The organism is Pseudomonas sp. LARHCG127, from assembly GCF_052871455.1.
In genome coordinates this window covers 118862-138227 of record NZ_JBIXJT010000010.1, presented here as the reverse complement: position 1 = coordinate 138227, position 19366 = coordinate 118862, and the positions used below count along the sequence as shown (strand labels likewise).

Genomic DNA, 19366 nt, shown 5'->3' with positions numbered 1-19366 from the left:
CCGATACACCCCTGTGGGAGCGAACTTGCTCGCGATAGCGGTCTGACAGTCGAGGCAATATTGACTGACACACCGCCATCGCGAGCAAGCTCGCTCCCACAGGGGCTTTGTGGTGGTTTCTATATAGTGTTCAATCTGTGCCAATGATTTTCTGGAGACTGATCTGATGCTGATCCCCTGCCCCCATTGCAACGGGCTCAATCGCATACCCGCCGAACGCCTGGGCGACCAGCCCAAGTGCGGACGCTGCAAGGCCCAGGTGTTATTGAGCAAGCCGTTCGAACTCAAGCAAGGCGACTATGCCAGCCAGATCAAAGGCGATCTGCCGTTGCTGGTGGATGTGTGGGCCGATTGGTGTGGGCCATGCAAGTCCTTCGCGCCCGTGTTCGAACAGGCCGCCGCGCAATTGGCGGGTAAATGTCGGCTGGCCAAGCTCGACAGCGAGGCCAACCAGCAGTTGTCGGCACAGTTGGGGATCCGCTCGATTCCCAGCCTGATTCTGTTCAAGGATGGCCGGGAGGTGGCGCGCCAGAGTGGGGCGTTTCCCTTGCCTCAATTGATGGCTTGGTTGCGCAGCCTGGGGATTTCACGCCTTTATAAAATTGTGGGAGCTAGCTTGCTGGCTATAGCGGTGTACCCGTCAATACTGTATCGACTGACAGGCAGCTATCGCGAGCAAGCTCGCTCCCACAGTGATTCTTTCACAGTGGATTCCAATCAGGCACTTTCCAGCAGGCTATGCAACTCCATGAACTGTTGGGTCAGTTTGTGCCGCGGGTCGAGGTGGATCAGCGGCAGGCTGGCCTGGTGGGATTCGCGCATGCGCACCGAGCTGCTCAGGTACACCGGCAACACCGGCAGGCCTTCGGCGATCAGTTCGTCGAGGATCTGCTGCGGCAGGCTGGCGCGGGCCTGGAACTGGTTGACCACGATACCTTCGACTTCCAGGCCTTCGTTATGGTCGTCCTTGAGCTCTTCGATTTCCGCCAGCAGGCCGTACAGGGCCTGACGGGAGAAACTGTCGCAGTCAAAAGGGATCAACACCCGATCAGCGGCGATCAGCGCCGAAACCGCATAAAAATTCAAGGCTGGCGGGGTGTCCAGGTAAATCCGGTCATAATCCTCCTCCAGCTCTTCGAGCAATTTGCGCAGCTTGTTGATCTTGTGCTTGGCCTCGAGTTTGGGCTGCAGGTCCGTCAGCTCCGCCGTGGCGGTGATGACATGCAGGTTGTCGAAGGGCGTTTCGTAGATATCCACCTTGTTCTTTTTCGAGAACGGCCCGGACGACAGGGTCTGCTTGAAGAAATCGGCAATGCCCATGGGGATGTCATCGCCGGTCAGGCCAGTCAGGTATTGAGTGGAGTTGGCCTGGGCATCCAGGTCTATCAATAGCGTGCGATAGCCTTCGCTGGCGCTGACCGCCGCCAGATTGCAGGCGATGCTGGACTTGCCCACGCCACCTTTCTGATTGAACACCACACGCCGCATGTCAAAACCTCCGTGTATCAAAGATTCCCGAGTGTAGTAGGGCGCGACACCGCTTAGCTACCTTCTGCGTAGAAGGACTACAGCGACGGTGGCTTTTCCAACGATTCAAGCGTCAATTAAGGCCAGTCAATGACAGGAACAACCGACAGACAAACTCGCGATGAGCGCGACAATGGTCTTGCCTGGCATTGAGCGGACCAACCCGTATATTTTGCTGGGCAAAATGTAACCAGTATTTGCTACAAGCCAACCGCACCGGGATAATGCGCGCCACTTGGGTCGCAAGGCCATGCAGGGTTGGACGCGGGTCAAACCACTGAACCGTGACAATAAAAGCCCGCAGGGGTGGGGTGAAGTTTGTGATCAATTTCAATATCGCCCAATGGCGCGCATGGGCCCCTGGGCTCGAAAGCGTGGATGATTGGCAGGCATGGAGCCGACAGCCGGTCGTATTGCCAGCCAGCGATGCCGCCCCTGACGTCTCGTTCCTGCCCGCCATGCAACGCCGGCGCCTCAGTCGCCTGGCGCGGATGGCCTTCAGCGCCGGCTGGCCACTGGCCGAGGGCCGTCCGGCCCTACCGTTGGTCTTTATTTCCCGTCACGGTGAAACCCCGCGCACTTTCGAGATTCTGAAGGACCTGGCGGCCGACCTGCCCTTGTCGCCGACACAATTCAGCCTGTCGGTCCATAACGCGGTGATCGGCCTGTGGTCGATCATGCGCGGCGAAACCAGCGAAATGACCGCCCTGGCCGCCACGGGCGATGGGTTGGAGCACGGCGTGCTGGAAGCCGCAGCGCTGTTGAACGAAGGCTCGCCGGCGGTGTTGCTGGTCATCACCGAGGAACAACCGCCGCAGGTCTACGCTCCGTGGGTCGATGACGTGCCTTTTCCCTATGCCGTGGGCCTGCTGTTGACCCCGGGCGACGATTGGCAACTGGACCTGTCCGCAGAGGCCGACCACTCGCCTGGCAGCGACTGGCCCCATGCCCTGGATCTGTTGCGTACCCTGCTGAACAACGAAACCACCTGCCAACATGTCTGGAAGAATCGTGTATGGACCTGGCAACGCAACCGGTGACCGGCAAACATCGCGACGCCTATTACTGGCGCCTGGTCGCGACCGCCGCCAGCTTCGCCCTGTTCGGGCTGGGCGGGCTGTGCCTGCGTTTGCTGGTGTTCCCGTTGCTGGCCTGGTTGCCCGGGGATGCCAAGGCCCACCGACAAAGGGCCCGTCGCACCGTCGGGCGGTTGTTCTGGTTCTTTATCCGATTCATGGCCCGCACCGGGGTGCTTACCTACCAGATCGATGGCGCCGAACGGCTCGGGCGTCCCGGGCAGATGATCATTGCCAATCACCCGTCGCTGATCGACGTGGTGTTCCTGATCGGGCTGGTGCGCGACGCCAACTGCGTGGTCAAGCAAAGCCTGTGGGCGAATCCTTTCACTCGGGGCCCATTGCGTTCTACCCAATACATCAGCAACGACGGCAGCATGGACATGCTCGATGCCGCCAGCGATGCCTTGCAAAATGGCCAGACGCTGATCGTTTTTCCCGAAGGGACGCGCACCCAGCCAGGCCAGGCGCCGGCCTTTCATCGGGGGGCCGCGGCCATTGCCCTGCGGGGTGCGAAAATCCTCACGCCCGTCACGATCAAGGTCAACCCCACGACCCTGACCAAGGCCGAACCCTGGTATCGCATCCCTCGGTGTCGCGTGCACTTCAGTTTTCACGTCGGGGCCGATATAGACCCACAGGCGTTCGCTGCGCTCGGCCCGCCACCCCAGGCTTCGCGCAGGCTCAACGATTTCTTGCATCACTATTACATCAAGGAGCTCGCCGAAGATGAGCGATCTGCACCGTGACATCAAACAGCTGATCATCGAAGCCCTTGGCCTGGAAGACATCGGCATCGACGACATCGGCGACGATCAGACCCTGTTCGGCGAAGGCCTGGGCCTGGACTCGGTGGATGCCCTGGAGCTTGGCCTGGCGATCCAGAAAAAATATGGCATCAAGATCGACGCCGACGCCAAGGACACCCGTAACCATTTCAGCAATGTGGCAAGCCTTGCGGCCTTCGTCACTGCAAAAAGCGCCTGAGACCGACCATGCAAACTCGTGACGACATTTTCAACACCCTGCGTGATGCCCTGGTCGAACTCTTCGAACTGGACCCAGCACGCGTGACGCTGGAATCGAACCTGTACCAGGACCTGGAAATCGACAGCATCGATGCGGTCGACCTGATCGATCACATCAAGCGCCAGACCGGCAAGAAAATCGCAGCCGAAGAATTCAAGTCGGTGCGCACCGTCAATGACGTGGTCGAGGCGGTCTATCGACTGGTCCAACCGGCCGCATGACCCGGCTGATTGGCCTCGGCCTGCTACTGGCAGGCCTGCTGTACCCCTTTGCGGTGTATTTCGGCATGGAGCATTTCGCCCCGTGGCAGTTCGGGCTGCTGCTGGGGAGCCTGTGGCTGGCCCGGGCGTTGCTTGGCAAGGGCGGCGCCGGCAGCCGTTGGATGGCTGTCACGGCGATCGGTTTTTGTGTGTTGCTCGCGCTGTTCGACAGCCCGCTCCTGCTGCGCTGGTACCCGGTGCTGATCAGCGGGTTCATGCTCGGGCTGTTCGCCCTGAGCCTGAAATACGGCCCGCCGATGATTGAACGCCTGGCCCGCCTGCGCGAACCGCAGCTGCCGGCCAAGGCCGTGGTGTATACCCGCCAGGTCACGGTGGCCTGGTGTGTGTTTTTCCTGTGTAACGGTTTGCTCGCCGCCGCCCTGACCCTCTGGGCGCCGCTGAGCTGGTGGATGTTGTACACCGGCCTGATTTCCTACGGATTGATGGGGCTGCTGTTTGCCATTGAATGGCTCATACGACAACGGGTAAGAGGCCGCCCATGAATTGGATAACACTTGAGCAGATGTTGCTCAGGGCTCAACCGGAACGCACCGTTACCGTCGCTCCGGCGCTGGATCACTCGCAACTGCGGGAGGCGGCGTTGTGCCTGGCGGCGGGCCTGCAAGCCCGGGGCGCGCGGCATGTGGCGGTGCACCTGGACGATGCCGCCGACCTGGCCATCGCCCTGCTCGGCGCTTGGCGTGCCGGAGCGCGGGTCCTGCTGCCCGCCGACCTGCAAGCGCAGACACGCCAGCGCTGGGCGGCGGACGTGGACCTGTGGTTGACCGACCAGCCCGGCGACACCCATCCCGGCGATGTGCGACACGCGCCGATGGATGGCGCCGAACTGAACCTCGATCACTGTTGGCTGAGCCTGTGCACCTCCGGCTCCAGCGGCGAGCCCAAGCGCATCGAGAAAACCCTGCGGCAGTTGAGTAACGAAGTCCAGGCCCTGGAACAACTGTGGGGCGCCGACCTCGGCCCGGCCTGCATGATCGGCAGCGTGGCCGCCCAGCACATCTACGGACTACTGTTCCGGGTGCTTTGGCCGCTGTGCGCCGGGCGTCCATTCATGCGTCGGCAACTGGCATTTCCCGAAGACCTGCAACGGGCCAGCCGCGAACAACCGGCGTTCGCCTGGGTTGCCAGCCCGGCATTGCTCAAGCGCATGGGCGACAACCTCGATTGGCCGGCCCTGAGCAGCGTGCGCCGAGTGTTTTCCTCTGGCGGCGCCTTGCCCTCCGAGGCTGCACAAAGCTTGCAGCGACGCCTGGGACAATGGCCGACGGAAATTTTCGGCAGTTCGGAAACCGGCGGCATCGCCTGGCGCCAGGGCGGCGGATTGTGGCAACCCTTTGCCGGCGTCGAGTTGAGCCAGGACAGCGACGGCGCCTTGCTGATTGCTTCGCCCTATCTGCCGGCCGGGCATGTGGAACATACCGCTGACGCAGCGCGGATCGCCGACGACGGGCGCTTCGAGCTGCTCGGGCGATTGGACCGTATCGTCAAGCTTGAAGAAAAACGCATCTCCCTGCCGATGCTGGAACAAGCACTGGTGGCCCACGACTGGGTCAGCGAAGCGCGATTGGGCGTGGTGCAGGAGAATCGCGCCTCCCTTGGCGCGCTGGTGGTGCTGAGTGATGCCGGCCTGCATGCCTTGCGCAACCAGGGCAGACGCGCCGTTACCGAGGGCCTGCGCCGGCACCTGAGCGCCCACTGCGAACCCCTCGCCCTGCCACGGCGCTGGCGCTGGCTGCGGCAGTTGCCGCTCAACGCCCAGGGCAAGTTGTCCCAGGCCGAGGTCGAAGCGCTGCTGCTGGCGCCACGTCCAAAAGGCCCCGAAGTCCTGGAGCGAGTCGAAACCGATGGGGAATGGAGCCTGCAATTGATCGTGCCGCCAGACCTGGCGTACTTCAGCGGTCATTTTCCCACCGCGCCGGTGTTGCCGGGCGTGGTGCAGGTCGACTGGGCCTTGAGCCTCGGCCGACAACTGCTGGACCTGCCGCCCCGATTTGTCGGCATGGAAGTGCTGAAATTCCAGCAACTGGTGCGCCCCGGCGATGAAATCCAACTGCACCTGCGTTTCGACCGCGAGCGCGGCAAGCTGTACTTTGCCTTCCGCAATGACACGGCGGCGTGCTCCAGTGGGCGGATTGTGTTGGGGGAAAACAATGCCTAGGCAACTGCACAGATCACTGTGGCGAGGGAGCTTGCTCCCGCTGGGCTGCGAAGCAGCCCCTGGTTTTGCAAGAGCGAGCGCTTCGCACTCGAGCGGGAGCAAGATCCCTCGCCACAATGGATTTGTGGAGGGCAGAAAACATGCATAACCCCTGCGCCGTCATCCCGGTCTACAACCACGCAACCGCCATCTCGGCGGTGGTCACGGCGTTGCTCGCCAACGGCTTGCCCTGTGTGCTGGTGGATGACGCCAGCAGCCCGGCGTGTGCCGCGGTGCTGGAACGGCTGGCCGAAGGCGAGCAGGTGCATCTGCTCAGGCTGGCCGTCAACCAGGGCAAGGGCGGTGCAGTGATGGCCGGCCTGCGCGAAGCCTCGCGCCTGGGTTTCAGCCATGCGCTGCAGGTGGACGCCGACGGACAGCACGATCTTGGCGATGTGAAGACGTTCATCGAGCAATCCCGGGCCCACCCGGACGCGGTGATCTGCGGGTATCCGCACTACGACGCCAGCGTGCCGAAAGGCCGCCTGTATGCGCGCTACCTCACCCACGTCATGGTCTGGATCAACAGCCTGTCCCTGCAAATCCGCGACTCGATGTGCGGCTTTCGGGTCTATCCCTTGGCACCGACCCTGGCCGTGATCGACTCGGCCAACATCGGCAAGCGCATGGATTTCGACTCGGACATCCTCGTGCGCCTGGCCTGGCGCAATCAGCCGATGCACTGGCTGCACACCCGGGTCCATTACCCCCAGGATGGGGTTTCGCACTTTCGCCTGTTCCACGACAACGTGCTGATTTCCAGCATGCACACCCGGTTGTTCTTCGGCATGCTGGTGCGCTTTCCCCTGATTCTCTGGCGACGGTGGCGGGCATGAGTCTTCAGGCAGACAAACAGCATTGGGCCGACCGCCAGGAGCGCGGCAGTTACTGGCTGATGAAACTCACCGCCCTCGCCGCCAAGGTGCTCGGCCGGCGCTTGCTGACCCCGGTGCTGTACGGCATCGTCCTGTACTTCTTCATTTTCGGCCGTAGCGCCCGGCAGGCAGCCTGGCAATACCAGCAACGCCTGGCCGACTGGAGCGCACGTCCCGAATTGCGCCCGACCCGCTGGCGGGTGTTCGGGCAGTTCATGGCCTTTGCCGACTCCCTGCTCGATAAACTCGACGTCTGGAACGGCAAGCTGAGCATCGACCAGATCGAGATCGTCGACCCGGCGCTGTTGCGCAATCACCTGCGCGATGCCCGCGGACAAATGCTGGTGGGCGCGCACCTGGGCAACCTGGAGATGTGCCGGGCCCTGGCCGAGCTGGGCGAGAAAGTCACCATGAACGTGCTGGTGCACACCAAGCACGCCGAGCAGTTCAACCGCTTGCTGGGCGAGGCCGGCGCCACGCACCTGCGGCTGATCCAGGTCAGCGAACTGGACCCGGTGATCATGTTGCAGCTGAGCGAACGCCTGGAGCGCGGCGAATGGCTGGCGATTGCCGGCGACCGCGTGCCGCTGCACGGCGGGCGCAGCGTGACCGTGGATTTCATGGGCCACCCGGCGGCATTCCCGCAAGGCCCGTGGTTGCTGGCCGGCCTGCTCAAATGCCCGGTCAACCTGCTGATGTGCCTCAAGCACGAGGGGCGCTATCGCGTCACCCTCGAACCCTTCGCCGATGCCGTGACGTGGAAGCGCAACGAGCGTGAGCAAGTGATCGCCCACTGGGCCGCCCGCTACGCCGAGCGCCTGGCGCAGTACTGCCTCCAGGGCCCGCAACAGTGGTTCAACTTTTACCCTTTCTGGAAGACCGATGACGATGCCCACTCTTGAGCCGGTAACCTTCGGCGAACGCCCCATGCGCATTGAAGACGTGCTGGCCCTGGCCAACCGTCAGGCGCCGACGCAGTTGCAAGATGACCCGGCGTTCCGCCTGCGCATCGCCAAGGGTGCGCAATTCCTCGATTCCCTGCTGGACAAGGAAGGCGTGATCTACGGCGTGACCACCGGTTACGGCGACTCTTGCGTGGTGGCCGTGCCGCTGCACCACGTCGAGGCCCTGCCCCGTCACCTGTACACGTTCCACGGCTGCGGCTTGGGCAAGCTGCTCGACGCCCAGGCCACTCGCGCCGTGCTCGCGGCGCGTTTGCAGTCGCTGTGCCACGGCGTGTCGGGGGTGCGGGTGGAACTGCTGGAACGCCTCCAGGCCTTTCTCGAACACGACATCCTGCCGCTGATTCCGGAAGAGGGTTCGGTGGGCGCCAGCGGCGATTTGACGCCGCTGTCCTACGTCGCCGCCACGCTTTCCGGCGAACGGGAGGTCATGTTCCGTGGCGAGCGCCGCCTGGCCGCCGACGTGCACCGTGAACTGGGCTGGACGCCGCTGGTGCTGCGGCCCAAGGAAGCCCTGGCGCTGATGAACGGCACCGCGGTGATGACCGGCCTGGCCTGCCTGGCCTTCGCCCGCGCCGACTACCTGCTGCAATTGGCGACCCGCATCACCGCGCTGAACGTGGTCGCCCTGCAAGGCAACCCGGAACACTTCGATGAACGCCTGTTCGCCGCCAAACCACATCCGGGGCAGATGCAAGTCGCCGCGTGGCTGCGCAAGGACCTGGCAATCGACGCGCCGACCGCGCCACTGCATCGCCTGCAAGATCGCTATTCCCTGCGCTGCGCGCCCCATGTGCTCGGGGTATTGGCCGACAGCCTGGGCTGGCTGCGCGGGTTCATCGAAACCGAACTCAACAGCGCCAACGACAACCCGATCATCGACGCCGAAGCCGAGCGCGTGCTCCATGGCGGGCATTTCTACGGCGGGCATATCGCCTTCGCCATGGACAGCCTGAAGAACCTGGTGGCCAACGTCGCCGACCTGCTGGACCGGCAACTCGCGCTGCTGGTGGACGAGCGCTACAACCATGGCCTGCCCAGCAACCTTTCCGGCGCCAGTGCCGAGCGAGCGATGCTCAACCACGGTTTCAAGGCCGTGCAGATCGGCACCAGCGCCTGGACCGCCGAAGCCCTGAAAAATACGATGCCGGCCAGCGTGTTCTCGCGCTCCACCGAGTGCCACAACCAGGACAAGGTGAGCATGGGCACCATCGCAGCCCGGGACGCGATCCGCGTGCTGGAACTGACCGAACAAGTGGCCGCCGCCACCTTGCTCGCCGCCAACCAGGGCGTCTGGCTGCGCAGCCGTGCCGAGGATGCACGTCCACTGCCACCGGCCCTGGCCGCCATGCACCAGCAACTGGCCGAGGATTTCCCGCCGGTCATCGAAGACCGCGCCCTGGAAGGCGAACTGCGCCTGTGCCTGCAACGCATCGCCGAGCAACACTGGAGGCTGCATGCGTAGCCAAGGTGTTTTGCACGTCGACACGCAGATCGTGGTGCCATTTTTCGACGTCGATTCGATGAACGTGGTCTGGCACGGCCATTACGTCAAATACCTGGAAGTGGCCCGCTGTGCCCTGCTCGACCTGATCGGCCACAACTACAACGACATGCTCGAATCCGGCCATGCGTGGCCGGTGATCGACCTGCAGTTGCGCTACGTACGCGGTGCCGTGTTCGGCCAGGCCCTGACCGTGCGCGCCAGCCTGGTGGAGTGGGAAAACCGGCTGAAGATCAACTACCTGATCAGTGACGCCGCGACAGGTGAACGCTTCACCCGGGCCAGTTCAGTGCAAGTGGCCGTGGACATGGCCACTCGCGAGATGCTGCTGGCCTCGCCACGGGTCTTTGTCGAAGCCGTCGAGAGGAAACTGTCATGAAACGCCTCTTCATCTGGCTGCTGCTGTGCAGCCTGTCGCCACTGGCCCAGGCGTTCGATCTAGAGCAATTAAGTGACCAACTGGCCCGCCCGGAGGTGATCCACGGCCAGTTCATCCAGGAAAAACACCTGCGCGCCCTGCCCCAGCCCCTCACCAGCAAGGGCCGCTTCGTGCTGGCGAAAAACCAAGGGCTGCTGTGGTTGCTGCAAACCCCGCTGCAACAGGACTACCGCATCACCGCCCAGGGCATCGCCCGGCGGGACGGCAATGCCTGGCAAATGCTGCCGAACAAGAGCGCCGGCGCCGAGCAGAACCGGCTGTTCCTGGCAGTATTGCAGGGCGACAGCAGTGGCCTGCAACGGGATTTCGAGCTGAGCCTGTCGGGCGAGCCGCAGCAGTGGAAGCTCACCTTGACCCCGCGCTCGGTGCTGCTCAAGCAGGTCTTCAACCAGATCAACATTGACGGCGGCGAACTGGTGCAGCGCATCGAACTGCTGGAAACCCAGGGCGACAGCACCGTGCTGCGCATGCTGGACGCTACCCCCGCGCAACCTTTGAGCGAAGCGGAGCAACATGACTTTGCCGAGTGAACGCAGGCTCCCATGGCTGTTCCTGATCCTGCTGCTGGCGGTGCTGGTGCTCGCCGGCTGGCAATGGCGCAACGGCGCGCCGCTGTCGGCCAACCTCATGGAGCTGGTACCGGGCACATCGCCCGACGCCCTGGAGCTGATCGCCGAGCAGCGCATGCAGGAGCCGCTCAACCGCGAGGTGCTGGTGCTGGTCGGCCATACCGATCGCCAGCAAGCCATCGCCCTGGCGCAAACCCTGGGCGAGCAATGGCAGGCCAGCGGCCTGTTCGACAAGGTGCAATGGACGCTGCAGGCCGACTTGCCGGCGCTGCGCACGCAACTGCTCAACGGCCGGCTGGCGATGCTCTCGGCAGCGGACCGGGAGCAATTGATCGAGCAGCCCCAGGCGTTCATCCAACAGCGGGTGCAAGCCCTGTTCGATCCGTTCAGCGGCTTCAGCCTGGTGCCGAACCAGGACGATTGGCTGGGCCTGACCGGGCGTATCCAGAACAGCCAGCCACAACGCGGCGCAATCAAATTCGACATCGGCAGCGGTGCATTGATCGCCGATGCCGACGGTAAAAGCTGGGTGATGCTGCGGGCTCGCGCCCAGGGTAACGCCTTCGACATGAACCTGCCGCTGCAAGTGGCCGAACTGCTGCAACTCAGCCGCGACCAGGCTAGCCAGGCCCAAGGGCAACTGCTGGCCGCCAGCGGCCTGCTGTACGCCGCCAGCGGCCAGCAACAGGCATCGCGGGAAATCACCTGGGTCGGCGGTGGTGCAACCATCGGCATCTTGCTGCTGCTGTTGCTCGCCTTCCGGCGCCTGCGTGTGTGGCTGGCGTTCGTGCCGGTGCTGGTGGGCATGCTGTTCGGCGCGGTGGCGTGCGTGGCGTTGTTCGGACGCATGCATGTGATGACGTTGGTACTGGGTTCGAGCCTGATCGGTGTCGCGGTGGATTACCCGCTGCACTACCTGTCCAAGAGCTGGAGCCTCAAGCCGTGGCGCAGTTGGCCGGCCTTGCGCCTGACGCTGCCGGGGCTGAGCCTGAGCCTGACGACCACCTGCATCGGCTACCTGGCCCTGGCCTGGACGCCGTTCCCGGCCCTGACCCAGATCGCGATATTTTCCGCCGCCGGGCTGGTGGGCGCCTACTTGACCGCGGTCTGCCTGTTGCCGGCGCTGCTCAAAGGCGCAGACCTGCGTCCGGCCCAGTGGCCGCTGCGGCTGTGCGAATGCCTGCTCCAGATCCGCCAAGCGTTATTGGCGAGAGTCCCCACGCCGGTGCTGCTGGTGCTGTTGCTGAGCTTCTGCGCGGGCGGCCTCTGGCACCTGACCACGAAAAACGACATCCGCCAATGGATCGGCACGCCCCAGCACCTCACCGACGAAGCCCGCGACATCGCGCGCATCACCGGCTTCCAGCCCACCAGCCAGTTCTTCCTGATTCGTGCCGATGATCAACCCCAACTGCTGGAGCGCCAGACCGCCCTCAACGAACGACTGGACCAGTTGATCGCCCTGGAAAAACTCCAGGGCTACCTGTCGCTGAACCAACTGGTAAGCCCGCCCGCCGACCAGCAGAAAGTGCGCGAAGCACTGGCCCGATTGCCGGACTTCTGGCAACCGCTGCTCGACCTGGGCGTGCCGCTCGCCGCACTGCAAGGGGAGCTGGCGCAATTGCAGGCCTTGCCGGTGACAGACATCGATGCCGCGCTGGCCGGCCCCCTGGCCGAGCCGTACCGCACACTCTGGCTCGGCCCCACGGGGCAAGGCGTGGCCGCCATGATCAGCCTGCAAGGCTTGAACGATGCCGCGCTGCTGCGCGTGCAAGCCTTGGACCTGCCGGGCGTGCAACTGGTGGATCGCCTGGGTGACCTGAACCGGGTCTTCGCCGCCACGCAGGTCAGCGCCGCCGAGTTGAAACTGGCCTCCTGCGTGCTGATTGTGCTGCTGCTGATCTGGCCTTTCGGGGTCAGCGCAGCCTTGCGCATCGTTGCCCTGCCGTTGCTGGCCGCGCTGTGCAGCCTGGCGAGCCTCGGCTGGCTGGGACAACCACTGACGTTGTTCAGCCTGTTCGGCCTGTTGCTGGTGACGGCCATCGGCGTCGATTACGCGATCCTGATGCGCGAACAGATCGGCGGTGCCGCCGTGAGCCTGCTGGGCACCCTGCTGGCAGCGGTCACCACCTGGCTGTCGTTCGGCCTGCTGGCGTTGTCCAGCACACCGGCGGTGAGTAACTTCGGCCTGGCGGTGAGCCTGGGGCTGGCCTTCAGTTTCATGCTGGCGCCGTGGGCCGGGCGCCAGGAACACCCTATACCTGCTCAAGAAGATCAACGATGACCCAGGATATTCAAGGAATCCCAATGCCTGTCACTGAAACGGAATATCGCCAGGTCGTCATCATCGGTGCCGGCCCCTCCGGTGCCATTGCCGCCGCCCTGCTCAAGCGCAAGGGCCACGATGTGCTGGTCATCGAACGCCAGCATTTCCCACGGTTCTCCATCGGTGAGAGCCTGTTGTCCCATTGCCTGGATTTCGTCGAAGAAGCCGGCATGCTCGACGCGGTGAATGCCGCCGGCTTCCAGCGCAAGAACGGCGCCGCGTTTGCCTGGGGCGAACGCTACAGCGCCTTCGATTTTGGCGAGACCTTCAGCAACGGCAAGCCCACGACTTTCCAGGTGCAACGCGCCGACTTCGACAAGTTGCTGGCCGACCAGGCTGCCTTGCAAGGCGTGGAAATCCGTTACGGCCAAGCGATCACCAGCGCCGACTTCAGCCTCGCCAAGCCACGCCTGGGCGTGCAGCGCGAAGACGGCAGCGAGTACCTTGTCGAAGCCGACTTCGTGCTCGATGCCAGCGGCTATGGCCGCGTCCTGCCGCGCCTGCTGGACCTCGAGGCGCCGTCGAACTTCCCGGTGCGCCAGGCCGTGTTCACCCACATCGAGGATCGCATCGACGCCCCGGCGTTCGACCGGGAAAAAATCCTCATCACCACCCACCCGAGCAAACGCGACGTGTGGTTCTGGACCATTCCGTTCAGCGGCGGACGCTGCTCGGTGGGCGTGGTCGCGGCGGCGGAACATTTCGCCGGCCGTACCGACGACCTCGATGCCTGCCTGCGCGGTTTCATCGACGAAACCCCGAGCCTGGCCGGCGTGCTGCAGAACGCGGTGTGGGATACTCCGGCGCGGACCATCGGCGGCTACTCGGCTAACGTCAAGACCCTGCACGGCCCGGGCTTTGCCCTGTTGGGCAACGCCGCGGAATTCCTCGACCCGGTGTTCTCCTCCGGCGTGACCATTGCCATGCGGTCGGCGAGCATGGCCGCCGACGTGCTCCACCGTCAGCTGCAAGGTGAAAGCGTGGATTGGCAAAGCGAGTTCGCCGAGCCGCTCAAGCGCGGCGTCGATACCTTCCGCTGCTACGTCGAAGGCTGGTACGCCGGCACCTTCCAGGACGTGATTTTCTACACTGAAGGCTCTGACGACATCCGCCGCATGATCAGTTCGATCCTGGCCGGCTACGCCTGGGATCAGCGCAACCCGTTCGTCAGTGAGCCCAAGCGGCGCCTGCGCATGCTCTCGGAAATCTGCGCGAGCCCGGCGCCGAGCCAGCAACCATGAGCTACCTGAGCGACAACTACGTCGAAGAAACCCGCTTCGGCTTCTGGTTCCTGCGCAGCCACACCTGGCAGCACCATGTGTTGCGCGTGGCGATCAACGATCTGCGCAGCCTGTTCAGCACCGCGCTGCCGGCCAACCCGGTACTGCTGGACGCCGGCTGCGGCCAGGGCAAATCGTTCCAGTACCTGCGCCAGGCGTTCGCACCACAACGCCTGATCGGCGTGGATGCCGACCCCCACAGCCTCGACCTGAGCCGGGAGGAAGCCGCGCGCCAGGGCATGGCCGTGGAGCTGATCGGCAGCGACTGCGCGACCTTGGCGGTGCCCGACGCCAGCGTCGACCTGCTGTTCTGTCACCAGACGTTCCATCACCTGGTGGAACAGGAAAAAGCCCTTGCCGAGTTCTACCGCGTCCTCAAGCCCGGCGGCTATTTGCTGTTCGCCGAATCCACCGAAGCCTACATCGATACCTGGGTGATCCGCTGGCTGTTCCGCCATCCGATGCACGTACAGAAAAGTGCTGCGCAGTACCTGCAGATGATCCGCGATCAAGGGTTCCAGTTCGAAGAACGCAACGTGTCCTACCCGTACCTGTGGTGGAGCCGTGCCAAGGATTTCGGCCTACTGGAGCGCTTGGGCCTACGCCGGCCCAAGCCGTTTGGCGAACGTGAGGAAACCTTGGTCAACGTGGTGGCGCGCAAGCCTCGCGAAGGGGCTGCGGGATGATCCGTGGCCTGCTGATCGCCTGCGTGTTGCTGCTCAGTGCCTGCGCCAGCCAGGCACCACTGCCCGCCCGCACGCCAACCCTGGCATTGCCGATGCAACTGCACATCGAGCGGACACTGGCCGGCCAGCGTCAGGACTGGTTGCTGGTGGTCCAGCGCGAAGGCAGCGGCATCCGTTGGTCGATGATGGACCCGTTGGGCATTCCCCTGGCCCGCCAGCGCCTGGTCGATGGCCAGTGGCAGGCCGACGGTCTGCTGCCCCCCAATGCCGAGGCCCGGGAGTTGTTCGCCGCGTTGTTGTTCGCGCTGACGCCTGAGGTCGAGCTGCCCGGCAACTACCCGGCGGCGCGACAACAGGCGTCGCAACGGACCCTCGAGCGTCGTTGGCAGGTGCGCTATACACAACCGCTGGATTTTGAAATGAGCCTGCCCCAAGGCCTGCGCTACCGCATCACACCGTTGACCGAGAACGCCCCATGACCGCCTATTTGAATGCCCTCGGGGTGATCTGTGCCTTGGGTCGCGACAAACACACCGTCGCGCGCAACCTGTTTGCCGGTGACTGCTCGGGCGTGCGCAGCGAGGCTGGCTGGGTGGCCGAGCGTACCTTGCCGGTCGCCGCGGTGCCCGGTGAACTCGCGTCCATCCCCCCGGCCCTGGCAGCGCAACGCAGCCGCAACAATCAACTGCTGCTGGAGGCAGGGCTGCAAATCCGCGCCGAGATCGACCAGGCCATCCAGGCCTACGGTCGCGCCCGCATCGGCATCGTCCTGGGCACCAGCACGTCGGGTATCGACGAGGCCAGCCAGGGCATTGCCCATTACCTGCGCGAGCAACGCTTCCCCGACGGCTATGACTATCAGCAACAGGAGCTCAGCGCGCCGGCCAACTTTCTTTCCGACTGGCTTGGCCTCAGTGGCCCGTCCTATGTGATTTCCACGGCCTGCACCTCCAGCGCCCGCGCCTTGATGAGCGCCCGGCGCCTGTTGGACCTGGGGCTGTGCGATGCCGTGCTGTGCGGTGGCGTGGACAGCTTGTGCAAATTGACCCTCAACGGTTTTTCCGCACTGGAGGCCGTGTCGAACGAGCGCTGCAATCCGTTCTCGGTGAACCGCAGCGGCATCAACATCGGCGAAGCAGCGGTGCTGTTTCTCATGAGCAAGACGCCAGGCGAGGGAGTACCGATTGCCTTGCTCGGCGACGGCGCCAGTTCCGATGCCCACCATATTTCCGCGCCTGAACCCAGCGGTCGCGGCGCGCGCCAGGCCATGGAAAAAGCCCTGCGCTGCGCCGGCCTCGACGCCAGCCAGATCGATTACCTGAACCTGCACGGCACGGCCACCCAACACAATGACGCCATGGAAAGCCAGGCCGTGGCCGGGCTGTTTCCGGCGGGCGTGCCCTGCTCGTCCACCAAGCCCATGACCGGCCATACCCTCGGTGCGGCGGGGGCGTTGGAAGCGGCGTTCTGCTGGCTGGCCCTGAGCACCGAAAACACCGCCCAGGCCCTGCCGCCGCATGTCTGGGACGGCCAGGCCGACCCTGCCCTGCCGGCGCTGGACTGGGTCACCACCCACACCCGCCTGGACCCGGCCACCCCGCGCCGCCTGATGAGCAACTCATTTGCCTTCGGCGGCAACAACGTCAGCCTGATTATCGGAGACGCCCCATGATTGACTGGCCGCTCGCCGAACTGCTGCCCCATGCCGGTGACATGATCCTCATCGACCGGATCCTGTCGTTCGATGACGAACAGATCCACACCCACGCCACCGTCACGTCCGGCGGCTTGTTCAACCGTGACGACGGTGCGCTGCCGGCCTGGGTCGGCATCGAGTTGATGGCCCAGAGCGTCGCGGCGTTTGCCGGTTGCCACGCACGCCAACGCGGCGATGCCGTGGCGCTGGGTTTTCTGCTCGGCACCCGCAAGTTCGAATGCAACGTCGACTGTTTTCCCCTTGGCACCGAGCTGAGCATCCATGGTGTGCGCTCCCTGGAAGACGACAACGGCATGGGCGTGTTCGAATGCCACATCCACGCGCCAGGCATCCATGCCATGGCCCGGCTCAATGTCTTCCGTCCACCCCAGGCCGCCCATTACCTTCATGAACCGTCCGCAACAGGAAACCCGTCATGACTGAATCCGTACTGGTCACCGGCTCCAGCCGTGGCATCGGCCGCGCCATCGCCCTGCGCCTGGCCCAGGCAGGGCATGACATCGTGCTGCACTGCCGCAGCGGCCGCGCCGAGGCCGAAACGGTCCAGGCCCAAATCCAGGCCCTGGGCCGCAACGCCCGGGTGCTGCAATTCGACGTGGCCGACCGCGCCGCCTGCAAGGCCATTCTCGAAGCCGACGTGGAAACCCACGGCGCCTATTACGGCGTGGTGCTCAATGCCGGCCTGACCCGCGATGGCGCCTTCCCGGCCCTGAGCGAGGACGATTGGGATGTGGTGATGCGCACCAACCTCGACGGTTTCTACAACGTGCTGCATCCGGTGATGATGCCGATGATCCGTCGCCGCGCCGCTGGGCGGATCGTCTGCATCACCTCGGTTTCCGGGCTGATCGGCAATCGCGGCCAGGTCAACTACAGTGCCTCGAAGGCCGGTTTGATCGGCGCGGCCAAGGCATTGGCAATCGAGTTGGGCAAGCGCAAGATCACCGTCAACTGCGTCGCGCCGGGGTTGATCGACACTGCCATGCTCGATGAAAACGTACCTGTGGAAGAACTGATGAAAATGATCCCCGCCCAGCGCATGGGCACCCCGGAAGAAGTGGCGGGCGCGGTGAACTTCCTGATGTCCGCCGAAGCCGGCTACATCACCCGGCAGGTCCTGGCCGTCAACGGAGGCTTGTGCTGATGAAGCGCGTCGTCGTCACCGGCATGGCCGGCATCACGTCCATAGGCAGCGACTGGGAGACCATCGCCGCCAACTTCGCCGCCAACCGCAGCGGCATCCGGCGCATGGATGAGTGGGACCGTTTCACCGAACTGAACACCCGCCTGGCCGGGCCCATCGACGACTTCCAGGTTCCGGCCCACTGGACCCGCAAGCAACTACGCAGCATGGGCCGGGTCTCGCGCCTGGCGGTGGGCGCGGCGGAACAGGCCCTGGCCGATGCCGGCCTGCTGGGCGACGAATCGATCAAGGACGGGCGCATGGGCGTGTCCTGCGGTTCGTCCACCGGCAGCACCGACGAGATCAAGGCGTTCGGCAACATGCTGCTCAACAGCGTGGCCGAAGGGTTGAACGCCAACTCCTACGTGCGAATGATGCCCCACACCACGGCGGCCAACATCAGCATCTTTTTCGGGCTGACCGGACGGCTGATCCCGACGTCCAGTGCCTGCACCAGCGGCAGTCACGGCATCGGCTATGCCTACGAAGCCATCAAGTTCGGCCGCTTGCCGCTGATGCTCGCCGGCGGTGCGGAAGAACTGTGCCCGACCGAAGCGATGGTCTTCGATGCCCTATACGCCACCAGCCTGAAAAACGATGCGCCGCAAACCAGCCCGCGGCCCTACGACAAGGGTCGCGATGGCCTGGTGATCGGCGAAGGCGCCGGCATGCTCGTGCTGGAAGAACTGGAGCACGCCCTGGCCCGGGGCGCACGGATTCACGCCGAGATCGTCGGCTTTGGCAGCAACGCCGACGGCCAGCACGCCACCCGCCCCGAACTGATCACCATGCGCCGGGCCATGGAACTGGCCTTGGAAGACGCCGGCCTCGAACCCTCGGCCATCGGCTACGTCAATGGCCATGGCACCGCCACCGAACAGGGCGACATTGCCGAAACCCAGGCCACCAGCAGCCTGTTTGGCGAACACATGCCCATCAGCTCGCAGAAGAGTTTCCTCGGCCACACCCTGGGCGCCTGCGGAGCGCTGGAGTCCTGGTTCAGCATCGAAATGATGAACCGCGACCTCTACGTGCACACGTTCAACCTCGATGAAGTCGACCCCCAGTGCGGCAAGCTCGATTACCTGCGCAACGAATTCCGGCCGATGAGCCATGAATACGTGATGAACAACAACTTCGCCTTTGGTGGGGTCAACACCTCGCTGATTTTCCGCCGCTGGCACTGATAACCGCTATCCCTGGTCAAGGAGACTGATGATGTCATTGAAGAAAATCGCTGTTACCGCCGCCCTGTTGCTCAGCGCCATGCCGACCCTCAGCCAGGCCCGTGATACCACGCTTTACCTGCCTTTCGACAAAGTCGTCAACGAAGCCATCCGCACCGGCAAGATCGACCGCAGCGTGAAGTTCTACCTGGCGGGCGACGAGCCACAGGGCAAAGTCAGCGTGCTCAGCGCGGGCGAGGTCACCAATAAAAAAACCAACGCCTTCAACAAATCCGACGTAGAAGCCTGCGAATGGGTGGTGCAATCGGCGCTGATCAGCCTGCACCAAGCCGCCAAGGCCGCGGGCGCCAACGCCGTCATCAACATCGTCAGCTTCTACAAGCGCAACGAACGCCGGGATGCCACCACCTATGAATGCCACGCCGGCGCGATCATGGCCGGCGTTGCGTTGAAAGGGGATCTGGCGAAGGTGCAATAAAAAAAGCACCTCGGCCATGCCCTTGCGATCTTCGCTGGAATGTAGGAGCT

Annotated in this window: 21 protein-coding genes and 1 pseudogene; 21 read left to right on the top strand and 1 reads right to left on the bottom strand. The window is 64.0% G+C overall.

Going from position 1 to position 19366, the window contains the following annotated elements; genetic code table 11:
* Positions 1-166 precede the first annotated feature (166 nt).
* Positions 167-586, top strand: a pseudogene (gene trxC, locus ACIPQ1_RS18390) (thioredoxin TrxC); the annotation flags it as partial.
* A 131-nt stretch (positions 587-717) separates the two neighbouring features.
* Here the strand turns inward: trxC and ACIPQ1_RS18385 are convergent.
* Complete coding sequence (locus tag ACIPQ1_RS18385) at positions 718-1488, bottom strand: ParA family protein (RefSeq protein WP_186706040.1); 771 nt, start codon at positions 1486-1488, stop codon at positions 718-720.
* Positions 1489-1847: 359 nt separating this feature from the next.
* Here ACIPQ1_RS18385 and ACIPQ1_RS18380 point away from each other — a divergent pair, with 359 nt between their 5' ends.
* The 20 genes from ACIPQ1_RS18380 (at position 1848) to ACIPQ1_RS18285 (ending at position 19316) form a co-directional block, all read left to right on the top strand.
* Entirely contained in the window at positions 1848-2567 is a 720-nt protein-coding gene (locus ACIPQ1_RS18380) for a beta-ketoacyl synthase chain length factor (RefSeq protein ID WP_446534570.1), read from the top strand.
* On the top strand, positions 2543-3352 hold the full coding sequence (locus tag ACIPQ1_RS18375) for a lysophospholipid acyltransferase family protein (protein WP_411386298.1): 810 nt from the start codon (positions 2543-2545) through the stop codon (positions 3350-3352). The genes ACIPQ1_RS18380 and ACIPQ1_RS18375 overlap by 25 nt, the downstream gene beginning before the upstream one ends.
* A complete protein-coding gene (locus ACIPQ1_RS18370; RefSeq protein ID WP_411386297.1) occupies positions 3333-3590 on the top strand; it encodes a phosphopantetheine-binding protein in 258 nt (85 codons plus the stop codon). The genes ACIPQ1_RS18375 and ACIPQ1_RS18370 overlap by 20 nt, the downstream gene beginning before the upstream one ends.
* An 8-nt stretch (positions 3591-3598) precedes the next feature.
* Positions 3599-3853 (top strand): acyl carrier protein, encoded by a 255-nt coding sequence (locus ACIPQ1_RS18365; protein ID WP_186706044.1) that lies wholly within the window; start codon positions 3599-3601, stop codon positions 3851-3853.
* Positions 3850-4395: a COG4648 family protein gene (locus ACIPQ1_RS18360; RefSeq protein ID WP_186729475.1), complete on the top strand. Its 546-nt coding sequence runs from the start codon at positions 3850-3852 to the stop codon at positions 4393-4395. The genes ACIPQ1_RS18365 and ACIPQ1_RS18360 overlap by 4 nt, the downstream gene beginning before the upstream one ends.
* Positions 4392-6071, top strand: a complete 1680-nt coding sequence (locus ACIPQ1_RS18355) for an AMP-binding protein (protein WP_446534569.1) — start codon at positions 4392-4394, stop codon at positions 6069-6071. The genes ACIPQ1_RS18360 and ACIPQ1_RS18355 overlap by 4 nt, the downstream gene beginning before the upstream one ends.
* Before the next feature lie 140 nt (positions 6072-6211).
* Positions 6212-6946, top strand: coding sequence for a glycosyltransferase family 2 protein (locus ACIPQ1_RS18350; RefSeq protein WP_250962266.1), 735 nt, complete (start codon positions 6212-6214; stop codon positions 6944-6946).
* The gene (locus ACIPQ1_RS18345) at positions 6943-7887 is read left to right on the top strand and encodes an LpxL/LpxP family acyltransferase (protein WP_186706048.1); all 945 of its coding nucleotides are present in this window, start codon (positions 6943-6945) and stop codon (positions 7885-7887) included. Before ACIPQ1_RS18350 ends, ACIPQ1_RS18345 begins: the two co-directional genes overlap by 4 nt.
* Entirely contained in the window at positions 7868-9412 is a 1545-nt protein-coding gene (locus ACIPQ1_RS18340) for an HAL/PAL/TAL family ammonia-lyase (RefSeq protein WP_411386295.1), read from the top strand. Before ACIPQ1_RS18345 ends, ACIPQ1_RS18340 begins: the two co-directional genes overlap by 20 nt.
* On the top strand, positions 9405-9830 hold the full coding sequence (locus ACIPQ1_RS18335) for an acyl-CoA thioesterase (protein ID WP_186706050.1): 426 nt from the start codon (positions 9405-9407) through the stop codon (positions 9828-9830). Before ACIPQ1_RS18340 ends, ACIPQ1_RS18335 begins: the two co-directional genes overlap by 8 nt.
* Positions 9827-10420 carry a LolA family protein gene (locus ACIPQ1_RS18330; protein WP_411386294.1) on the top strand — a complete coding sequence of 198 codons (594 nt, stop codon included), beginning with the start codon at positions 9827-9829 and terminating at the stop codon, positions 10418-10420. The genes ACIPQ1_RS18335 and ACIPQ1_RS18330 overlap by 4 nt, the downstream gene beginning before the upstream one ends.
* The gene (locus ACIPQ1_RS18325) at positions 10404-12743 is read left to right on the top strand and encodes an MMPL family transporter (RefSeq protein ID WP_446534568.1); all 2340 of its coding nucleotides are present in this window, start codon (positions 10404-10406) and stop codon (positions 12741-12743) included. Before ACIPQ1_RS18330 ends, ACIPQ1_RS18325 begins: the two co-directional genes overlap by 17 nt.
* A gap of 23 nt (positions 12744-12766) precedes the next feature.
* Positions 12767-14026: an NAD(P)/FAD-dependent oxidoreductase gene (locus ACIPQ1_RS18320; RefSeq protein WP_186729470.1), complete on the top strand. Its 1260-nt coding sequence runs from the start codon at positions 12767-12769 to the stop codon at positions 14024-14026.
* Entirely contained in the window at positions 14023-14751 is a 729-nt protein-coding gene (locus ACIPQ1_RS18315; RefSeq protein ID WP_250962270.1) for a class I SAM-dependent methyltransferase, read from the top strand. The genes ACIPQ1_RS18320 and ACIPQ1_RS18315 overlap by 4 nt, the downstream gene beginning before the upstream one ends.
* Positions 14748-15230: a DUF3261 domain-containing protein gene (locus ACIPQ1_RS18310; RefSeq protein WP_250962271.1), complete on the top strand. Its 483-nt coding sequence runs from the start codon at positions 14748-14750 to the stop codon at positions 15228-15230. The genes ACIPQ1_RS18315 and ACIPQ1_RS18310 overlap by 4 nt, the downstream gene beginning before the upstream one ends.
* On the top strand, positions 15227-16423 hold the full coding sequence (locus ACIPQ1_RS18305) for a beta-ketoacyl-[acyl-carrier-protein] synthase family protein (RefSeq protein ID WP_446534567.1): 1197 nt from the start codon (positions 15227-15229) through the stop codon (positions 16421-16423). Before ACIPQ1_RS18310 ends, ACIPQ1_RS18305 begins: the two co-directional genes overlap by 4 nt.
* The gene (locus tag ACIPQ1_RS18300; RefSeq protein ID WP_250962273.1) at positions 16420-16887 is read left to right on the top strand and encodes a hotdog family protein; all 468 of its coding nucleotides are present in this window, start codon (positions 16420-16422) and stop codon (positions 16885-16887) included. The genes ACIPQ1_RS18305 and ACIPQ1_RS18300 overlap by 4 nt, the downstream gene beginning before the upstream one ends.
* The gene (gene fabG / locus ACIPQ1_RS18295; protein ID WP_003197011.1) at positions 16884-17612 is read left to right on the top strand and encodes a 3-oxoacyl-ACP reductase FabG; all 729 of its coding nucleotides are present in this window, start codon (positions 16884-16886) and stop codon (positions 17610-17612) included. Before ACIPQ1_RS18300 ends, fabG begins: the two co-directional genes overlap by 4 nt.
* The gene (locus tag ACIPQ1_RS18290; RefSeq protein WP_411386289.1) at positions 17612-18838 is read left to right on the top strand and encodes a beta-ketoacyl-ACP synthase; all 1227 of its coding nucleotides are present in this window, start codon (positions 17612-17614) and stop codon (positions 18836-18838) included. The genes fabG and ACIPQ1_RS18290 overlap by 1 nt, the downstream gene beginning before the upstream one ends.
* A gap of 31 nt (positions 18839-18869) precedes the next feature.
* Positions 18870-19316 carry an excinuclease gene (locus ACIPQ1_RS18285; protein ID WP_250962275.1) on the top strand — a complete coding sequence of 149 codons (447 nt, stop codon included), beginning with the start codon at positions 18870-18872 and terminating at the stop codon, positions 19314-19316.
* Positions 19317-19366: the final 50 nt, after the last annotated feature.

What these genes read in the sequence shown, in the direction of transcription:
- ACIPQ1_RS18385 (WP_186706040.1), bottom strand. Translation starts at nt 1,488, where the DNA reads ATGCGGCGTGTGGTGTTCAATCAGAAAGGTGGCGTGGGCAAGTCCAGC.
- ACIPQ1_RS18375 (WP_411386298.1), top strand. Translation starts at nt 2,543, where the DNA reads ATGGACCTGGCAACGCAACCGGTGACCGGCAAACATCGCGACGCCTAT.
- ACIPQ1_RS18370 (WP_411386297.1), top strand. Translation starts at nt 3,333, where the DNA reads ATGAGCGATCTGCACCGTGACATCAAACAGCTGATCATCGAAGCCCTT.
- ACIPQ1_RS18365 (WP_186706044.1), top strand. Translation starts at nt 3,599, where the DNA reads ATGCAAACTCGTGACGACATTTTCAACACCCTGCGTGATGCCCTGGTC.
- ACIPQ1_RS18360 (WP_186729475.1), top strand. Translation starts at nt 3,850, where the DNA reads ATGACCCGGCTGATTGGCCTCGGCCTGCTACTGGCAGGCCTGCTGTAC.
- ACIPQ1_RS18355 (WP_446534569.1), top strand. Translation starts at nt 4,392, where the DNA reads ATGAATTGGATAACACTTGAGCAGATGTTGCTCAGGGCTCAACCGGAA.
- ACIPQ1_RS18350 (WP_250962266.1), top strand. Translation starts at nt 6,212, where the DNA reads ATGCATAACCCCTGCGCCGTCATCCCGGTCTACAACCACGCAACCGCC.
- ACIPQ1_RS18345 (WP_186706048.1), top strand. Translation starts at nt 6,943, where the DNA reads ATGAGTCTTCAGGCAGACAAACAGCATTGGGCCGACCGCCAGGAGCGC.
- ACIPQ1_RS18340 (WP_411386295.1), top strand. Translation starts at nt 7,868, where the DNA reads ATGACGATGCCCACTCTTGAGCCGGTAACCTTCGGCGAACGCCCCATG.
- ACIPQ1_RS18335 (WP_186706050.1), top strand. Translation starts at nt 9,405, where the DNA reads ATGCGTAGCCAAGGTGTTTTGCACGTCGACACGCAGATCGTGGTGCCA.
- ACIPQ1_RS18330 (WP_411386294.1), top strand. Translation starts at nt 9,827, where the DNA reads ATGAAACGCCTCTTCATCTGGCTGCTGCTGTGCAGCCTGTCGCCACTG.
- ACIPQ1_RS18325 (WP_446534568.1), top strand. Translation starts at nt 10,404, where the DNA reads ATGACTTTGCCGAGTGAACGCAGGCTCCCATGGCTGTTCCTGATCCTG.
- ACIPQ1_RS18320 (WP_186729470.1), top strand. Translation starts at nt 12,767, where the DNA reads ATGCCTGTCACTGAAACGGAATATCGCCAGGTCGTCATCATCGGTGCC.
- ACIPQ1_RS18315 (WP_250962270.1), top strand. Translation starts at nt 14,023, where the DNA reads ATGAGCTACCTGAGCGACAACTACGTCGAAGAAACCCGCTTCGGCTTC.
- ACIPQ1_RS18310 (WP_250962271.1), top strand. Translation starts at nt 14,748, where the DNA reads ATGATCCGTGGCCTGCTGATCGCCTGCGTGTTGCTGCTCAGTGCCTGC.
- ACIPQ1_RS18305 (WP_446534567.1), top strand. Translation starts at nt 15,227, where the DNA reads ATGACCGCCTATTTGAATGCCCTCGGGGTGATCTGTGCCTTGGGTCGC.
- ACIPQ1_RS18300 (WP_250962273.1), top strand. Translation starts at nt 16,420, where the DNA reads ATGATTGACTGGCCGCTCGCCGAACTGCTGCCCCATGCCGGTGACATG.
- fabG (WP_003197011.1), top strand. Translation starts at nt 16,884, where the DNA reads ATGACTGAATCCGTACTGGTCACCGGCTCCAGCCGTGGCATCGGCCGC.
- ACIPQ1_RS18290 (WP_411386289.1), top strand. Translation starts at nt 17,612, where the DNA reads ATGAAGCGCGTCGTCGTCACCGGCATGGCCGGCATCACGTCCATAGGC.
- ACIPQ1_RS18285 (WP_250962275.1), top strand. Translation starts at nt 18,870, where the DNA reads ATGTCATTGAAGAAAATCGCTGTTACCGCCGCCCTGTTGCTCAGCGCC.